The organism is Clostridium estertheticum (genome assembly GCF_018861295.1).
GTDB classification, from domain to species: domain Bacteria; phylum Bacillota; class Clostridia; order Clostridiales; family Clostridiaceae; genus Clostridium_AD; species Clostridium_AD estertheticum_D.
Map to the genome: position 1 here is coordinate 277414 of NZ_JAHLDM010000002.1, position 17900 is coordinate 295313.

Consider the following 17900-nt stretch of genomic DNA (forward strand, 5'->3'; position numbering starts at 1 on the left):
TTACTAACCTCTTTTACAAATAATATACAAATAAAGTTGATTTTATAAAAAATCACTCTACCCTCTAACATGGCAAATCCGACAGTTCACAAATGCTGAATACTGTCGGTTTTTGTTTGCCACGTACTAATTTATAATTATACACTATATTTAATAACATTTCAGAATCATAGTCATCTATTACTAAAAATAAAAGCTAATCAGCCATAATATCTAGATCTGCAGTGATTGTAGTTCCTTTCTTCACGACTTTACCTTCTAAAGTTTGCTCTGTTACTATTCCGTCCCCAGTAAATGTAACTTTCAGTCCAAGACTACTCAACAGCTCACTAGCGCTTTCTGAACTACGCCCTATAATACTTGGAACCATAACCGTATTACTATCTTCTTTTACTGCTCCAGTATGCAGGATAATTTCAGTTCCCTCTTTAACCGTATAACCAGGTTTTGGGGTCATATCAGTAATAGTACCTCCATCTGAAGTTAATTTTATCTTTAAATTGTTTTCTTTTATTATCTTCTGCGCATCTGCTGTTTTAAGACCTCTTACTTCAGGTACAATAATATCTTTTAATAAACTTTTGCCAATTTCCTCACTAGTAGCATCAGATTTCAATGATAAATAATTAAAAATATCATTAAATACTTGTTTTCCAACAACAGTCGCAATCTGACCACCATAGTAATTAGATGGGTCTGGCTCATCTATATTAATTAGTATACTTATTTGAGGATCATTTGACGGAGCCATTCCCGCAAATGATGAAACATATTTTTGTGCTGCATATCCTGGACCTGTCTCACTAATTTTTTGAGCAGTTCCTGTTTTTCCAGCGATATGATATCCTGCGATAAATGCCTTCTTACCACCACCATTTTCTACAACTTGTTCAAGGTAACCCCTAAGCTGCTTTGCAACTGCTGGTTCAATTATCTTTCTCTCATTGTAATTTGAATATGTCTCTAAAACTTTTTTAGTATTTGTATCCCCATAATCAACTATCTCTTTCATGATATGAGGAGTTATAAGCTTTCCTCCATTTGCAATAGCATTAAAGCCCGCTAAATATTGTATACAAGATATAGCATTACTTTGACCAAATGATGTTGTCGCTACATCTTGAGCAGTCATATCTTTAGTCTTTCTAATTATTCCTGAGGCTTCTCCATTTACATCAATATTAGTTTTTTGGCCAAACCCAAACAAATGAATATACTTATTTAATTTTTCCGGTCCTAGTCTACGACCTAGCTCCATAAATCCAACATTGCATGAGTTTTTTAATATGTCCACAAAGTTTTCAGCTCCATGCCCTGTAGTTTTCCAACACTTAATTCTTCTCCCTGCAACTACAGTACTTCCAGAGCAGAAAAATTTATCATCTTCCTTAACTAACTTTTCTTCCATTGCAGCTGTGGCTGTAAACACTTTAAAAATAGACCCCGGTTCAAAAATATCACTAACAGCCCTGTTTCTCCATACCTTTTGGTTTTCATCATAACTTTTGCTAAGATCCCAAGGATCATTAGGATTATAATCTGGTTTATTAACCATTCCTAATATTTCGCCATTTTTAGGATTCATTGCAATTATACTAACTGCTTTTGCTTTATTATCAATCATAGCTTGTGATGCAGCTTTTTCGCAAAAATACTGAATCATCTCATCAATTGTAAGCACTACATCTTTACCATTTATGGGTTTTGTATAATCAGATATTGTGTAAGGCAATTCCTCACTTTTTCTATCGGTTTCTGAAATTTTTATTCCAGGTACCCCTGATAGAAACTTATTGTAATAAAGTTCAACACCTGTTAATCCATTCCCATCAGAATTTGTATGTCCTAAAACACTTGATAAGAAATTATTATTGGGATAAAATCTTTTTGTGTCTCCTGTAACCACAATTCCACGAAGATTATGTTTTTTCGAATAATCACTTATTTTATCAGCTGTAGCCTTTTCTATCCTTCTCTTCAAAATAGCTGATCCAATAACTTTGCCTTTTGAATTTGTCTTAGTCAAAGTTGATAAAACGTCACTAGATTCCATTCCAAGTATTGTAGCTAGTTCTGGCGCAATAATTTTCATAGTTAAGTTATTTTTCGTCGTAGTTTCTCTTAATGCATTAAGATCTAAATCTACTCTAAAAACATTTGCACTTATAGCTAACTCTTTTCCACTTCTATCTAGAATTCGTCCCCTCTTTGGTGAAATTCGAACATCACTTGTCCACTGTAGAATTGCTTTTTCTTTGTAATCAGATCCTTTAACTATCATTACGTAGCTTAACCTACTAACTAATAGAAAAAACAAAATAAAAAGTATGAAAAAGACAATTAACATTCTGCGTTTAACTACTACCTTGTCTCTATACTCTCCTCTTGCCAACTTATTTCCCCCTTGCTACTTTTAACTGGGCATTACCTACTCTCTAAAACATAATATCTTTTATTTTATTTACTACATTATTACTTATTCTAACTTTTGAATTATCATTCGCTTCTAAATTGTTTTTGCTTAAATTAAAATATTGTATATCACTTATTTTAGGTTTAACCATATGAAGTTTTGTCGTAGCCGTTTTCTCAATAAAACTTATATTTCTAAACTTTATTAGGTCTACCTCATATGCATCATTTTGTTTACTTATTGTATCGATCTGAGCTTTGGCTTTAGAACTTGCTTGTTGATAAGAATAGATCATACAATACCTTGCAATAATAACCATTCCTATAGCAAACCCTATAAAAATATTAAAAAGAACTCTTTTTTTCTTTTTAATATCCTTTTGTCTTTTACTTTGCTTAGCCTGCCTTCGTAACTTTTCTAAATCTTCATATTTTCGTTTTGTAATTGGTTCTTGTGGTGCTAAAACTGTATTTCCAAACATTTCAAACTCTTTTTTTGCTACTATCACTTTATTCACCCCATCCACAATTTAGAACTAAATTTTTTCTGCAACTCTTAGTTTTGCACTTCTACTCCTACTATTTACCTCTAGTTCTTCTTCTGTTGCCCTTATAGGTTTTCTACTAATAAGTTTTACGATTGGTGTTTTACCACACACACACATAGGTAACTCTTTTGGACATTTACATGGATCTTCTAAGCTTTTAAATTTAACTTTAACAATTCTATCCTCCAGTGACTGGAATGTAATAATTGCCATTCTTCCACCGGAGTGAAGTCTATCTATCCCATCTTCTATTGCTTTATCAAGTATTTTCAGTTCCCCGTTAACTTCAATTCTTATGCCTTGGAAAGTTCTTTTAGCCGGGTGACCTCCATCTCTCTTAAACTTTGCAGGGATAGCTGCATCTATAACATTCACTAGCTCAAGCGTTGTTTCAATTGGTTTGTCTTTTCTCCTATCCACTATGAAATTTGCAATTCTTTTAGAAAATTTTTCTTCACCATAATTTCTTAATACATCTGCTATTTGCTGTTCTTCATAATTATTTACAACGTCGAAAGCTGTTATTCCTTTACTTCTGTCCATTCTCATATCAAGTTTTGCATCCCTCATATAACTAAATCCACGCTCTGTATTATCTAATTGATATGACGAAACCCCTAAATCCATAAAAATACCATCAACTTTTTCAATTTCTAATTTATCTAGTATTGCTTTTATATTGTAAAAATTATCATGTACGTATGTAACGTTGTTAAATTCCTTAATCTTTTCTTTTGCAGCCTTTAGTGCATCCTCGTCTTGATCAATTCCAATAAGCCTTCCTTTAGAAGATAATCTTTTTAAAATTTCGAGTGAATGACCTGCACCTCCTAATGTACAATCGACATAAATTCCATCTTCCTTTATATCAAGTGCTTCAATACATTCATTTAATAAAACTGATATATGTTTAAACTCCATTTTTATCTCCTTTTATAAACCTAATTCGTTCATTTTTTCTGCAATCTCATCAAAATTTATATCTGACTCATTATATTTATCCCATTTGTCTTTAGCCCATATTTCTATTCTAGTTGATACACCTATACTTACTATTTCCTTTTTAATTGAAGCATATTCACATAAATTTTGTGGTATTAAGGCCCTTCCTTGCTTATCACTTGTTATTTCATTTGCACCTGAGAAAAAAAATCGCACAAATGCTCTGGCATCCTTACTCGTTAATGGAAGTTTTTTTAATTTTTCCTCCATTATTTTCCATTCGTCCATTGTATATATATACAAGCACCCATCAAGGCCCTTAGTCAATATAAATTCGCTACCTAGTCCTTCGCGAAATTTTGTGGGAATAATCATTCTGTTTTTACTATCAATGGCATGTTGATATTCACCAATAAACATATTATTACCCCACTTTATATTATTACTCCACTTTGAACCACTTTAAACCATTTTAAACCACTATTAAGTAATATTCTATAGAAAAACAAAAATTCCTCTTTATTTTATATCATTTTTAAAATTTTAAATGAAATTTTAAATGTAATTAAATCATTTCAATCCTTTACTTGAATTTATTAACTAATATTACATTAATATCTTTGAACTGTATTTAGTTAAGCAATTAGCCAAATTTACTTCTTTAAAATGCATTAGCTTGAAATAGAATAATATCTAGAGTATAATTTATTAGAACTTAATAATATTAAACGCAGGAAAGGAATGTACATATATATGAAGCTAGGAATTGTAGGTTTACCAAATGTAGGAAAAAGCACATTATTTAATGCAATTACAAAGGCAGGCGCAGAATCTGCTAACTACCCATTTTGTACTATAGAACCAAATGTAGGCGTTGTAAGTGTTCCAGACAAAAGACTGGATGTATTACAAGGTATTTACGATAGTAAAAAAATAATTCACACTGCTATTGAATTTTATGATATAGCTGGCCTCGTAAAGGGAGCAAGCAAAGGAGAAGGTTTAGGTAATAAATTTTTATCTCACATAAGAGAGGTTGCATCTATTGTTCATGTAGTAAGATGTTTTGTAGATGAAAATATCATACATGTAGATGGTAACGTTGATCCACTTCGAGATATAGACACTATTAACTTAGAACTTATTTTTTCTGATCTTGATGTATTAGAGAGAAGACTCGAAAGATCACAAAAACTTGTTCGTTCTGGAGATAAAACGGCAAAAATGGAATATGAACTTATGGAAAGAATAAAAGAACACCTTGAAGCAAATCTTCCGGCAAGGACCCTTGAGTTTACAGAGGAAGAAACTATTTTCGTAAACAGTCTTTTCCTAATTACTTCAAAACCAGTATTATATGCTGCAAACATTAGTGAAGATGATCTTATGTCTGGTAATACAGAAAATGCTATGGTTAAAAAAGTCCAGGAATTTGCTAAAAATGAAAATTCAGAAGTAATTGTAGTTTGTGCAAGCCTAGAGGAAGAATTATCTACTTTAGATGACGCAGAAAAAATGGAGCTTTTACAAGAATATGGTCTTAACGAAACAGGACTTGATAAACTCATTCATTCAAGTTATAGATTACTCGGACTAATGAGTTACTTAACTGCAGGCCCTCAAGAAATAAGAGCCTGGACTATACACGTTGGAACTAAAGCCCCTGCTGCTGCCGGTAAAATTCATTCTGATATAGAAAGAGGTTTTATAAGAGCAGAAATAGTTTCATATGATAAATTAGTTGAATGTGGGAGCGAAGCTGCTGCTAAGGAAAAAGGACAATATAGACTTGAAGGAAAAGAGTATATCATGCAAGATGGTGATGTGGTCAACTTTAGATTTAACGTATAAAAAATATAAGCCGCAGATACTAAGAAATTAGTTTCTGCGGTTTTTTTCATTAATCTCATAGTTTTTCATGTCTGTTAACTAAGAGTATATATTGCTACAACTGCGTTTCGCTTCACCTTGAAATTCTAGAATTTATTATATTTATGGATGCTAAAACCCACAAACTCGCTGCGCTCAAACATGTGGGTTTCTTAGCGCATACATAAATATAATAAATTAAGAATTTCTAAGGTTTGCTCAAATGCATTTTACGCAATATATACTTTTGTTAACATGTTATGATTAACGACAACGACAAAACAATACTACTCACCTGTATATAATTTTAAAAGGCTACTAGTCAACCTTCTCAAAAATACGACTAACGCTTTAATTATATTTTTTATTGTTACTTTTCTATTGTTTTACAATATATTCAAGTACAACACATTGAAATTTGAACCAACTCAATATCCTAACGGATAAAACATAGGTTTGTAGTCTAATCTTATTATTTTCAACTTTTATATCTATTTTTTTGTATTTATATTTTCAATTACTAGTTATTTTCTGCTGCTGTATTTTTTTAATTCTTTGCTAATGATTAACATTAGAGATTCAAAGTTTTGATCTGAGTCACCCATTATCACTTGAATTGCATCATCGATTGAGGTCATTGTATATATATGAAAGTTTCCATTTTTAATTTCCTGTTCAACTTCCCCATTTAGGACCAAATCGTCTGCATTAGATAGTGGAATCAATACACCTTTGCCTTTTATAGTGTCTAAGGCTTTACATGCTGCAAAGAAACCTTCTATTTTATGATTTACTCCTCCAATAGGTTGGACTTCTCCAAATTGATTTACCGAACCTGTAAGGGCAATGTTTTGCTTTACTGGTATTTTGCTTAAGGCAGAGATCATACTTATAATTTCTGCAACTGATGCACTATCACCATCTATTTTTCCGTATATTTGTTCAAAACTTACGTGAAAATCAACTGGTAGTTTACTAAACCCGCCATTTATATTGCTCATATAACCCTTCAGAATATTAATAGATTTACTATGAATGCTACCACTTAGATTGCTCTCTTGCTGAACGTCTATTATATTACCTGCTCCCTTATAACAACAACAGGTAATTTTTATCGGCTTACCAAAACTAAAATATCCTGTATCAATTACTGATAATCCATTCACCTGTCCTATTTTACTATTTGTAACATCGATAAGCATTTTCTTTTCAGTATAGTGATTTAAAATTTCCTTTTCCATAATATCTTTTGTGTACCCTACGTCAATTATATCATTTTCATTAATCTCAGCTCTATTTTCTGACTCAACCTTATTACTGGCTAAAATTAATATTTTTTTAATCTCATGTTTGTCATAATAAACTTTTTTCTTGCTTTCTATCCTCTTAGACATTATCCTTGCCACTTCTCTAATAGCTCCGTTTGTAAGTGATTTAAAATTATTTTCAAGGCAAATCTTATTAATCCCAAATACTAAAGAGTTTTTTAGATTATTATCTATATTCTGTACTGGATTACATTCTGCTTTTATAGTGAAAATTTTTTTAAAGTCCTCATCATAATTATAAAGCAAGTCGTATGTCTCATAATCTCCAATAAGAATAATTTTTGTTTTGATGGATATAGGTTCTGGTTTTAAAGTGTTTAAAGAAATAATCTCATAATGGTTACTATTAGCTCCAACATCTACCTTTTCTGCTAATAAAGATTTCTTTAACTGATTATACGCCAAAGGGTTACTTAGCAAACTATTTATTCTAATTATCAAACACCCTTCATTTGCTTTGAGTAAACTTCCGCTCCTTATAAATCCGACATTAGTTGAATAAACCCCTTTGTGATTTTCATATTCTATATTCCCAATTAAGTTCGTTAAATTAGGATCTTGCTCAAAAATTACTGGTGGAACTTGATTATTGCTATTATCTACAATTACATTAACAATATATTTGTAGATAATTTCATTTATTTGTTCCTCATCTTCATCATAATTCATAGAATAATTATCTATAAGTCTTGTTTCGATACTACTACATACTATATCAATATACTTCACTACAATTTCATCTTCCATAAACATATCTTTAAAATCATCTTTTAATTGACTCATTTCATTTTTGTAGTATATTCCCATTATTTGTTTTATTTTTTCTAAGTCCCTTGCTTCAAATTCTTTTAATTTTTCTAAAGTATCCTTAGCTTTTTCCTTTAACATTTTTGCCGTAGCTAAAATTTCTTCTTTTCTCTCTTTATCTAGTGTATCATATTCATTCTCTGACATTTCCTTTCCTTTACTTAAAGGAATGAATGTAAACCCACTATTAGTAGATTTTATATCAAAACCTCTCTCTTTTGCTATATCTATTAGACCCCCAATAAGTTCATTCCTTTTTTTTTGAATTCCTTCTTGGATTCCCTCTTTTTCTTTATTTGATGAATTATTATAAAACTGAAATGTACACTCTAAATACTCATCCTGTAATCCCTCAAGTATATCTTTTAACCTATTTCCACTCCCATTACTTACAATAATAGGTTTAGGAGATTTTTCATCTTCATATAATACATAACAAATATCTTTTGGTTTACTATTATTCTGAAAGATTTTATCTACACATTCAGTAATATCCTTAAGACTTTCCTTTGAAAAATCGTCTATTAAATAAACATTAAAACCCTCTTTATCTATACTCATAGCAGTTTTAATATTTTTTATTACATCTAAATATTGTGGCATGGGATTTAATGTTTCCCTTGCATCTATATTTTCAATATCAAATTCATATATTATATCCTTTGGAGTTAATTCCTTACTCATATTCCTCCTCCTTTCAATTCTTTATTCTATTAATATTCTTAAATCACACATTTGGGGACAAATATTCTCATTATGGATTAATAATTTTTCTAATTTTATGATTACGCCCACTTTTATACATATATTGTAAAAATAAATTTATAAATACACCTTTTTTAATACTTGAGTTAAATAAGAACTTAAGATATAATAAGCTTATTGACTTTTTATATTTTTTATAATTTTTTTTGTGAAGGAGTAATTTAATGGGATTAAAAGACAAATTGACTAATAGCTACACAAATGCTTATTTAAAAAGATATGGTGATAGACTTACTCAAGCACAAGGCAGAGTTCTATCTGTCAAAGTGGAAGCAAAAAATTATCTTAGAATATTTTATAAATTAACAGTAACCATCCTTGTAAAGGCTGATGGAAGCAAATCAATTTCTAAGTGCATATATAAAAAACATCGTTGGTTTAAAAAGATAGGCTTTATATCAGTACTTCAAGGACAGTCTGTTATAATTCAAGGAATGAAAGGCAAAAAAGGTAAAGAACACAGGGAACATATTCAAATTGTTAACATTAGAAACATGACTACGAAAAAAGACTTAGTTCCACAAAAACAAGGAACCCCGCCTCAAAAGGTACAAAGAGTAAGAGCAGATAAACGATTTAAGTAATAAAAGCTATATGACTTTTGTCATATAGCTTTTTAAATTCACAAAACTTGTCACCATCAGGTGCCGCTAGTGCTTGTTTGTTAAATATAAGTACAAACTATTTATAAATGAAATAATACCTGAGAAAAACAAAACAATTAACCATTGTCCTAAATTAAGTGGTATAGTATGAAAAACATTCTGCAAAAATGGAATATAAACTATACTAAGTAACATAATTACCGATATACTTACAGCCCCCAATAAATACATATTTGTAAATGGGTTAATTTCAAATAAAGAATGTTTTTCAGATCTACATTCAAACACATGTATTAGTTGAGATAAAACTAAAGTTCCAAGAGCAAGTGTTCTACAGGCCTCAATACTCATACCATAATATTTACCACCAATGAATGACAATATAGTACAAACACCTATAAGGCAGCCACGTATGATAATCTTTTCTGTAAGACCTCTTGAAAATACACTTTCATTTTTTCCTCTAGGTTTTTCGAGCATTATATCAGGATCTGCAGGATCTACTCCTAATGCAATAGCTGGAAGACCATCCGTAACTAAATTTACAAACAAAATTTGAATTGGAAGAAGTGGATTCTCTAAATAAAATAAAGAAGCCAAAAACATGGTAAGTACTTCGCCCAAATTACAAGATAATAAATATCTTATAAATTTTCTAATATTATTATAAATTACTCGTCCTTCTTCAACTGCAGAAACAATAGTCGCAAAATTGTCATCGAGTAAAATCATAGATGATGCCTCTTTGGTTACATCTGTACCAGATATACCCATAGCTATACCAATATCTGCCTCTTTTATAGCTGGTGCATCATTAACACCATCCCCAGTCATAGCTACAATATGATTTTTATGTTTAAATGCCTTAACTATCCTTAGCTTGTGTTTAGGACTCACTCTTGCAAATATTTTTAAATTATCAATATTCTTATCTAATTCCTTATCACTTAATTTATCCAGTTCATCCCCAGTTATAACTTCTTCTTGCGATTTACAGATTTCTAAATCTTTTCCTATAGCATAAGCTGTGTTTTTATGATCTCCTGTTATCATTATAGGTCTTATACCTGCAATCTTACACTTTATAACTGCATCCTTTACTTCTTTCCTTGGAGGATCAATTATACCTGCTACACCTATGAAAATTAAGTTACTTTCCAAATTATCATTATGCACAACCCCAGTAACCTTATAGGCCGAGGCGATACATCTTAAAGCCTTGTTTGACATAGCCTCAACTGATCTCATTAGTTTGTTTTTATAAACGGGAAGCATCGGCTGTATAAGTCCCTCAATTAATATATAATTACATTTTTCTATAACCCGTTCCGGAGCACCCTTTACATAACAAACTTCTCTGCCATCTTCTTTAACAATAACGGACATAATTTTTCTTGTTGAGTTAAATGCTATTTCATATACACGTCTCGCTTTGTTTAAAAATTCCTGTAATTCCTTTGAATTATTGAAAAAACCTTTAATCAATGCTGTTTCTGTTGGATCACCAAATAAACACTTTTCAACATTTCTTGAACTGAAATCATAATTACAATCATTACAGTATGTATAGGCTTTTTTCATCATTAAATTAAGAGGAATTTTATCGTTATCAATATTGTATATCTGTCCATCAAAATATAATGCTTTTACTGTCATATTATTTTCAGTTAAGGTTCCTGTTTTATCAGTGCATATTACAGAAGTACACCCCAGAGTTTCAACGGCTGGTAATTTTCTAACTAGAGCGTTTCTTTTAAGCATTCTAGATACACCAAGTGCCAAAGCGACTGTAACTATAGCAGTTAAACCTTCAGGGATTGCAGCTACTGCAAGACTTACTCCTAGTAAAAACATTTCGTACTTATCTTGACCACGCCAAATTCCCATAAACGTTACAACAAAACAAATTATTATACAAAGTATAACTAATATTTTTCCAAGATGCGCCAATCGTTCTTTTAATGGTGACCTCTCATTATCTATACTATGAAGCATATCTGCTATTTTCCCCATTTCCGTACTCATTCCTGTTGCAATAACTTTGGCTTTAGCTTTTCCAGTAAGAATTATTGTTCCCATATAAATGGTATTTTCCTTAGAACTTGCACTTTTAGATACTCCAGCGGATTCTCCAGTAAGTAAGGATTCATCTAGCATGATGTTATTACACTCAGTCAAAATGCAATCTGCAGGGATTCTATCTCCGCTTTCTAAAATTACGAGGTCTCCAGGCACTAAATATATTGCATTTATTACTGAAATTCCTCCATTTCTAACTACTTTAGCTGTTGGTGCTGCAAGCTTACCAAGTGCCTCTAATGACTTTTCAGTTTTAAACTCTTGAATAAATCCTAGTATTCCATTCATTATAACTATTATAAATATAGTTATTGCATCCGCTTTTTCACCCATAAGACCTGAAAGCACAGTTGCTACAATTAATATCCAAGTAATAAAATCATTGAATTGAGAAACAAATATTTGAAGAGCTGATATCTTTTTTTTACTTTCTAATTTATTAAACCCATATTTTTTAAGCCTACTCTCGGCATCTGCATTTGTTAACCCCTTTGATGAGGTAATACTATCATAACCAAGTCCACTTGACTTATTTTTATCCTTAGCATTGTTATTTGACATTCGTTCATTAAACACTTATATTCCCCCTTACACCTCTTTAAAATAGATAACATTTTCTAATTGTTATCTTTCCTACTTAATCATCTTATTATTTTTAGATAACTACATTGCTATATTCTATATTCTTTACTAATATATGTGGTTACTTTCCTACATATGAAAAGAATATTTGGTTTTTTCTTTACAATATGTAAGTTTGAATATAAAATAATGTTATCAACAATTATTAGTTAAAACGACACGCAGGTAATAATTATTATCTGTCCTAGGAGAAGACAAGGAGGACATACATGAAAAACATTGTTTATATTACTGGTCACAAAAATCCAGATACTGATTCTATTTGTTCTGCTATTGCCTACTCAGAATTTAAAAATAAAACTGGTAAACTTACTGCAGTGCCTATAAGGCTCGGTGAAACAAATTCCGAAACAAAATTTATCCTTAAATATTTTTCTGTAGCTGAGCCTGAACTTATAACTACAGTTAAAACACAAATTTCTGATTTAGACATTGATGTTGTAGCTCCAATTTCACCGGATATTTCTCTAAAAATGGCTTGGTCTATTATGAAGAAAAAGAATGTTAAGACCCTACCTGTAATAGACGAAAATGATCAACTAGCTGGTGTAGCTTCAGTTTCAAATCTTGCTTCAAACTATTTAGATATTTGGGACAATTCTATTCTTGCAAAGAGTAATACACCCCTTGAAAATATTTTAGATACACTATCCGCTAAATGTTTATACAAACCAGAGACCCCCTTTAAGATAACTGGTAAAATTATCGTAGCTGCTATGCATCCTGATAGCACAAAAACAGTAATTGAAGCTGGGGATATTGGCATATGTGGCGATAGAGATGATTCACAGTGCTTACTTATTAAGTCAAAAGCATCGCTTGTAATTATTACAGGTGACCATGCACCAACAGCTGAAGTTATGGAACTTGCAAAAGCTAACGAATGTACAATTGTATTAACACCATATGACACATTTACAGCTTCTAGACTTATAACTCAAAGTATTCCTATAGATTATGTTATGACTAGAAAAAATCTTGTTACTTTTAATACAGAAGATTTTATTGATGAAATAAAATACACTATGATTGAAACTAGATATAGAAGTTATCCAGTTCTTGATGAAAATAATAAAGTGGTTGGAAGTATTTCAAGATTTCATTTAATATCAGAAAATAAAAAAAAGGTTATACTTGTAGATCATAATGAAAAAACCCAATCGGTACTAGGACTTGAAGATGCTGAAATATTAGAAATAATAGATCATCATAGAATTGCGGATGTTCAAACTGGTCAACCTATATATTTCAGAAATGAACCTGTGGGAAGCACTTCAACAATCGTAGCAACCATATTCTTTGAAAATGGAATTAGACCATCAAAAAGTGTTGCTGGAATTTTATGTGCAGCAATTATTTCTGATACATTATTACTAAAATCACCTACATCTACGATAGTTGACGAACTAACTTTAAAAAGATTAGCTCAGATTGCCGACTTAAATATAGAAGAGTTTGCTAAAGAAATGTTTAAAGCTGGTACTTCACTTGAAGGTAAAACAGCTGAGGAAATTTTCTACCAGGATTTTAAAATTTTTACTCTTAGTGGTTCTAAAGTAGGAGTATCACAAGTTGGTACAATGTATATTGAAGGTTTCGATACAATTAAAGATGACATGATAGAATTAATGAATAAAAAAGCAACCGAAAATGGTTTCAACTTGATTATATTAATGCTAACGGATATATTAAATGGCGGTTCAGTATTAATAGCTTCTGGGGAATACAAAGACATTGTTTCAAAAGCTTTTAATGTTAATTTAACAGATAGCGGTGTATACATACCTGGTCTAGTTTCAAGAAAAAAACAAGTTATACCACCTATCACAGTTGCCCTAAGTAAAATAAAATAAGTTTTTAATAAAAAACAAAGCAAAGTATTTATTAAAAAATATTTGCTTTGTTTTTTATAATTTATAAACACTTCTATATCAACTGTATAACAAGAAAAGCTATAAAAACTAGGAAACATATAGAATAACTTATGCTCAAATAATCCTTAATGCATACGTTATCAATTTTATTGTTGTAATCACCATAAGATTTTAGATAATGCATATTGTTACCATTATGGTAAGAATAAAAATTAACTGATTCTATAAAGGCAGCTAAAATATCAACATTAAGGAGAGGTACTATAAAAAGATTACTAATGTAATCTCCTTTAAATTTTATCTTTAAATTTCGATTTCTAAATACATAAATTATATATAAAAAAACTTCTGCCATTATTGATGGTATTATATTAGCTATAGACACAATAAAACCTAATATATTCAGATCCTCATCAGCACTTAAATTATATAATATTGTAAAGACAATTGCTAAGCCGTTACCAAACATTATAATGAGAAATAACGGTGTTATAAATCCACATATAAGTGCTCTAGATATAGTAGATATTGTGTCATAAAAATGTTTTTTTGCATCATTTTTTAAATTTTTTCTCTCTGTATTACTAATATCTATTACTATAAAAGCTGTAATAGCATTATATACTTGGTTATTTTTTATAAAAACAAGCGCCAAATATATAATAAATATAAGAACTAGATATAAAAATTGTACCACATATATATTTTTAATTTTATCCTTTGATTTTACATTAATAAAATTAAATATCCTTTGTCTATCCAATCTCCACAGTAATATGCTAAATAAACAACCAATTATATATCCGATCCCCATGATCACCCTCCTAAATCATATTATTATGTACTTTACTAATAATATATGAGGAATTCTCTCCAATTAAACCTATTTTTTATATTATTTATTATAACCAAAAAAAGACATACTTCAAAAAGCATGTCAAAACAGTTATAGATTAATTAGCCCCGTAAATTATTAGCCATTTGCCACATTTCATCAGCCGTTTTTAAAGTACTTGAGCTAAGCTGGAAAGCTCTTTGAGTCATAAGCATATCAGTCATCTCAGTAGCAATATCAACATTTGATCCTTCTAAGTACCCTTGATTAATAGAGTAATCTTTACTATCTACTACTTTTGTGCCAGGTTTTGGCTGAAATAAATTATCACCTATTGAAATCATTGAATTATCCCCTACAACAGTTGAAATTTTTATTTTTCCTACAGTACCATTTACACCTTTTATAGATACATTGCCACTTTCATCAACCTTAAAATTATTAGCAGTAAATTTATAACGTCCATTTACTATATTAATATTTTTACCACTGGCATCAACTATACTTAATCTGTTTCCCTTCTCATCAACTATAGTTTCACTTGCATCTGAAAGAAAATTACCAGCCCTTGTATAAGCCTTGGTATTGTCTGGCTGAATTACTTCAAAATAACCAGCACCGTCTATAGCTAAATCAGTTGATAAACCTGTCTGAGTAAGTGCCCCTTGTGTATTGTCTCTTTTCCATTCCCCGACTCTAACACCTGTACCATTCTGAAGGGTAGTTTTGGAAGCCGTACTTACTGGATATCCTTTTCTATCAAGTGTCTCGTAAACAAGATCTTTGAAATTTGTATTAAGCTTTTTATATCCATTTGTATTTACATTTGCAATATTATTTGATATAGTATCTAACTTTTCTTGTTGTGCCATCATAGCGCTTTTACTATCCCATATAATTCTTAACATATTTACTCACTCCCCCTTTTGTAATGTTTTATCTAACTGTTCCCACTTCATTTACAGCTTTACCTAAAGTCGTATCAATAGCTTGCATAACCTTTTGATTACTTTCAAAATTTCTCATGATTTCCATCATATTTACCATTTCATTTGTTACATTAACATTTGATTTTTCAAGAGAACCTTGCCTTACAGTAACATTTGCATTTTGAATAGGATTTGCTCCATCATACAAGTTATCTCCAACTTTTTTAATAGTGTTATAATCTTTAAAGTCAACTAAATCAAATTTATATTGTTTTTTACCGTTAACACTAATATTTCCGTATTTATCAGATTGAAGTTTACCGTCACCTACAAATATTGGTTCTATAGCATTTGTTGTACTATTTTTACCCAAAACCTTATCTCCGCTATCAGTTACTAAATATCCACTTCCATCAACATGAAAATCACCAGTTCTTGTATAATAATTTTTAGTAGTTATTCCGTTATTACTTTGAACTGTAAAAAAGCCTTTTCCCTCAATTGCAAAATCTGTAGATTTATCTGTCGTTTGTAGAACACCTTGAGTAAAATCTGTATTTACATCATCCACTTTACTTCCCTGACTAAGCGAGCCAATAACATTTTTTGTATTTTTGCCATTTACCATCTTATCATAATTTTGTATTAAAACATCATTAAATGATTTGATAGAAAGATTCTCAGCTTTATATCCATTTGTATTCGAATTGGCTATATTATTAGTTACGGTGCTTTGCTTAGCTTCTCCAGTTATGAGTCCTGTAACTGCTGTGTATAAAGCTCTAATCATTTTTTCACATCCTTAATAATTATTGGTATTTCATCTGGGAAACGCATACCATAGCCTCTTGCCTTAATTTCAATATTACCTTTACTCATTTCATAATTCATCTTTGAACCAAAGAGTAAAATACATGCCATAATCAAGCCTATTCCTATTCCAATCAAGATTTTACTATCACTTAAAAAGTCTATTAATCCTTTTATCTTATATATAAATCCTTTATTAATAGTACTTCCCCCTTACCCAAATGCAATATTTCACAAACTTCGTCAGTAGATGAGCCTTCACTAAATAGCTTTTTTATTTTCTCAACTTTTTCATTACTATTATTACGAGGTTTATCTAAGACTCTACTATCAATTTCGTCCGGCTTAGATATATATGTAATATTTGTATTATCTTGTTTAGTATCATCTATAGTAATTGTGTTCTCTTTATTATCGTGATACACTTCATAATCTTTATGTATTTTATCATTTTTTGCCATAATCTCTTTGATTTCCATTATTTCGCTTTGAAGTTCTAAAATACTTTCAGAAAACTCTGCTCTAAGTTCCCCTATTCTAATATCATCATCTTTAATATTTCCCATAGCATTTCCTAAAACCCCATTAAAGGACTTGTTTTGTTTTTTTATAGATAGCACATTCAAAATTATAAGAATTAACCCAATAAAAATTAATAACCCTGTCATATAATTCACCTCAAATTTTAAAAATTAAATTATTAGTATATAAGTTCTATATTATAAATCATATTTAAGTTTTACTAAGGCCTTTCTTAAATTTATAAGAGCTCTGCTATGGAGTTGACAAACTCGTGATTCAGATACGCTCAAAATATTTCCTATTTCCTTAAGTGTAAGACCCTCAAAATAATATAAGGTTAAAACAAGTTTATCTTTTTCTTTAACGTTATCTAGTCCTAAAGCTAAATATTCAATTTGCTCTTTTTGCTCTAAGGCTCCCTCAGGGCTTGGACTCCTATTATCTCTAATAGTACCACTAAGTGGCATGTCATCATCGTCAGAAAAAATCAGATCTTCAAGCGAAACTACCGATATATAATTTATATTGTTTTCAATGCTTGCAACTTCATTTATTGTAATACCAAGTTCACTCGCAATTTCGTGGTTTGTTGGTTCCCGATATAAGCATTTCTGAAGATTCTCAATTGCCTCGTTATATCTGTTAAGCTTATCCATAGCTCCTTTAGATATTGGACTATTACGCCTAAGCTCATCTATCATAGCACCTTTTATTCTTATTGATGCATAACTTGAAAACTTCATACCTTTAGTGGCATCGTATTTTCCTAAAGCATCCATAAGGCCTAACATACCATAACTAATTAAGTCTTCATATTCAACATATTTAGTTTTTCCAATAATTACTCTAGATGCAATATATTTAACTAAAGGTATATGTTTTTTTACAATTTGCTCTCTTATATCATCTGCTTTAGCTATGGACATTTAAAAA

The 17900-nt window shown here is 30.4% G+C and carries 15 protein-coding genes; 3 read left to right on the forward strand and 12 right to left on the reverse strand.

Going from position 1 to position 17900, the window contains the following annotated elements:
* Positions 1-196: 196 nt before the first annotated feature.
* Genes KPL54_RS03755 through mraZ form a run of 4 tightly spaced genes read right to left on the reverse strand, consistent with a single transcriptional unit; the run spans position 197 to position 4322 of the window.
* Positions 197-2392, reverse strand: a complete 2196-nt coding sequence (locus KPL54_RS03755; RefSeq protein ID WP_216104851.1) for a stage V sporulation protein D — start codon at positions 2390-2392, stop codon at positions 197-199.
* 43 nt (positions 2393-2435) lie between these two features.
* The gene (locus tag KPL54_RS03760) at positions 2436-2921 is read right to left on the reverse strand and encodes a hypothetical protein (protein ID WP_216104853.1); all 486 of its coding nucleotides are present in this window, start codon (positions 2919-2921) and stop codon (positions 2436-2438) included.
* Positions 2922-2948: 27 nt separating this feature from the next.
* The gene (gene rsmH, locus KPL54_RS03765) at positions 2949-3881 is read right to left on the reverse strand and encodes a 16S rRNA (cytosine(1402)-N(4))-methyltransferase RsmH (RefSeq protein ID WP_216104862.1); all 933 of its coding nucleotides are present in this window, start codon (positions 3879-3881) and stop codon (positions 2949-2951) included.
* Positions 3882-3893: 12 nt separating this feature from the next.
* The gene (mraZ, locus tag KPL54_RS03770) at positions 3894-4322 is read right to left on the reverse strand and encodes a division/cell wall cluster transcriptional repressor MraZ (protein ID WP_216104864.1); all 429 of its coding nucleotides are present in this window, start codon (positions 4320-4322) and stop codon (positions 3894-3896) included.
* Between the two features lie 333 nt (positions 4323-4655).
* Here mraZ and ychF point away from each other — a divergent pair, with 333 nt between their 5' ends.
* Positions 4656-5753 (forward strand): redox-regulated ATPase YchF, encoded by a 1098-nt coding sequence (ychF, locus tag KPL54_RS03775; RefSeq protein ID WP_216104870.1) that lies wholly within the window; start codon positions 4656-4658, stop codon positions 5751-5753.
* Between the two features lie 542 nt (positions 5754-6295).
* Here the strand turns inward: ychF and KPL54_RS03780 are convergent.
* Entirely contained in the window at positions 6296-8590 is a 2295-nt protein-coding gene (locus KPL54_RS03780) for an AAA family ATPase (RefSeq protein WP_216104872.1), read from the reverse strand.
* A gap of 245 nt (positions 8591-8835) precedes the next feature.
* On the opposite strand from KPL54_RS03780, the gene KPL54_RS03785 reads away from it, so the two are divergent.
* Entirely contained in the window at positions 8836-9255 is a 420-nt protein-coding gene (locus tag KPL54_RS03785; protein ID WP_216104874.1) for a hypothetical protein, read from the forward strand.
* Between the two features lie 66 nt (positions 9256-9321).
* On the opposite strand, the gene KPL54_RS03790 is transcribed toward KPL54_RS03785, so the two are convergent.
* Positions 9322-11916 (reverse strand): calcium-translocating P-type ATPase, SERCA-type, encoded by a 2595-nt coding sequence (locus KPL54_RS03790; protein WP_216105027.1) that lies wholly within the window; start codon positions 11914-11916, stop codon positions 9322-9324.
* Positions 11917-12206: 290 nt separating this feature from the next.
* Here KPL54_RS03790 and KPL54_RS03795 point away from each other — a divergent pair, with 290 nt between their 5' ends.
* Positions 12207-13850: a putative manganese-dependent inorganic diphosphatase gene (locus KPL54_RS03795; RefSeq protein ID WP_216104877.1), complete on the forward strand. Its 1644-nt coding sequence runs from the start codon at positions 12207-12209 to the stop codon at positions 13848-13850.
* A gap of 73 nt (positions 13851-13923) precedes the next feature.
* On the opposite strand, the gene KPL54_RS03800 is transcribed toward KPL54_RS03795, so the two are convergent.
* From KPL54_RS03800 to KPL54_RS03820, 6 genes are all read right to left on the reverse strand, one after another.
* Entirely contained in the window at positions 13924-14685 is a 762-nt protein-coding gene (locus KPL54_RS03800; protein WP_216104878.1) for a hypothetical protein, read from the reverse strand.
* 143 nt (positions 14686-14828) lie between these two features.
* Positions 14829-15614 carry a flagellar hook-basal body complex protein gene (locus KPL54_RS03805; protein ID WP_216104880.1) on the reverse strand — a complete coding sequence of 262 codons (786 nt, stop codon included), beginning with the start codon at positions 15612-15614 and terminating at the stop codon, positions 14829-14831.
* Positions 15615-15642: 28 nt separating this feature from the next.
* A complete protein-coding gene (locus KPL54_RS03810; RefSeq protein ID WP_216104882.1) occupies positions 15643-16425 on the reverse strand; it encodes a flagellar hook-basal body complex protein in 783 nt (260 codons plus the stop codon).
* On the reverse strand, positions 16422-16556 hold the full coding sequence (locus KPL54_RS26425; RefSeq protein ID WP_264174848.1) for a hypothetical protein: 135 nt from the start codon (positions 16554-16556) through the stop codon (positions 16422-16424). The genes KPL54_RS03810 and KPL54_RS26425 overlap by 4 nt, the downstream gene beginning before the upstream one ends.
* A gap of 62 nt (positions 16557-16618) precedes the next feature.
* Entirely contained in the window at positions 16619-17113 is a 495-nt protein-coding gene (locus KPL54_RS03815) for a DUF6115 domain-containing protein (protein ID WP_216104884.1), read from the reverse strand.
* Between the two features lie 51 nt (positions 17114-17164).
* A complete protein-coding gene (locus KPL54_RS03820; protein WP_071613424.1) occupies positions 17165-17893 on the reverse strand; it encodes a FliA/WhiG family RNA polymerase sigma factor in 729 nt (242 codons plus the stop codon).
* Positions 17894-17900: the final 7 nt, after the last annotated feature.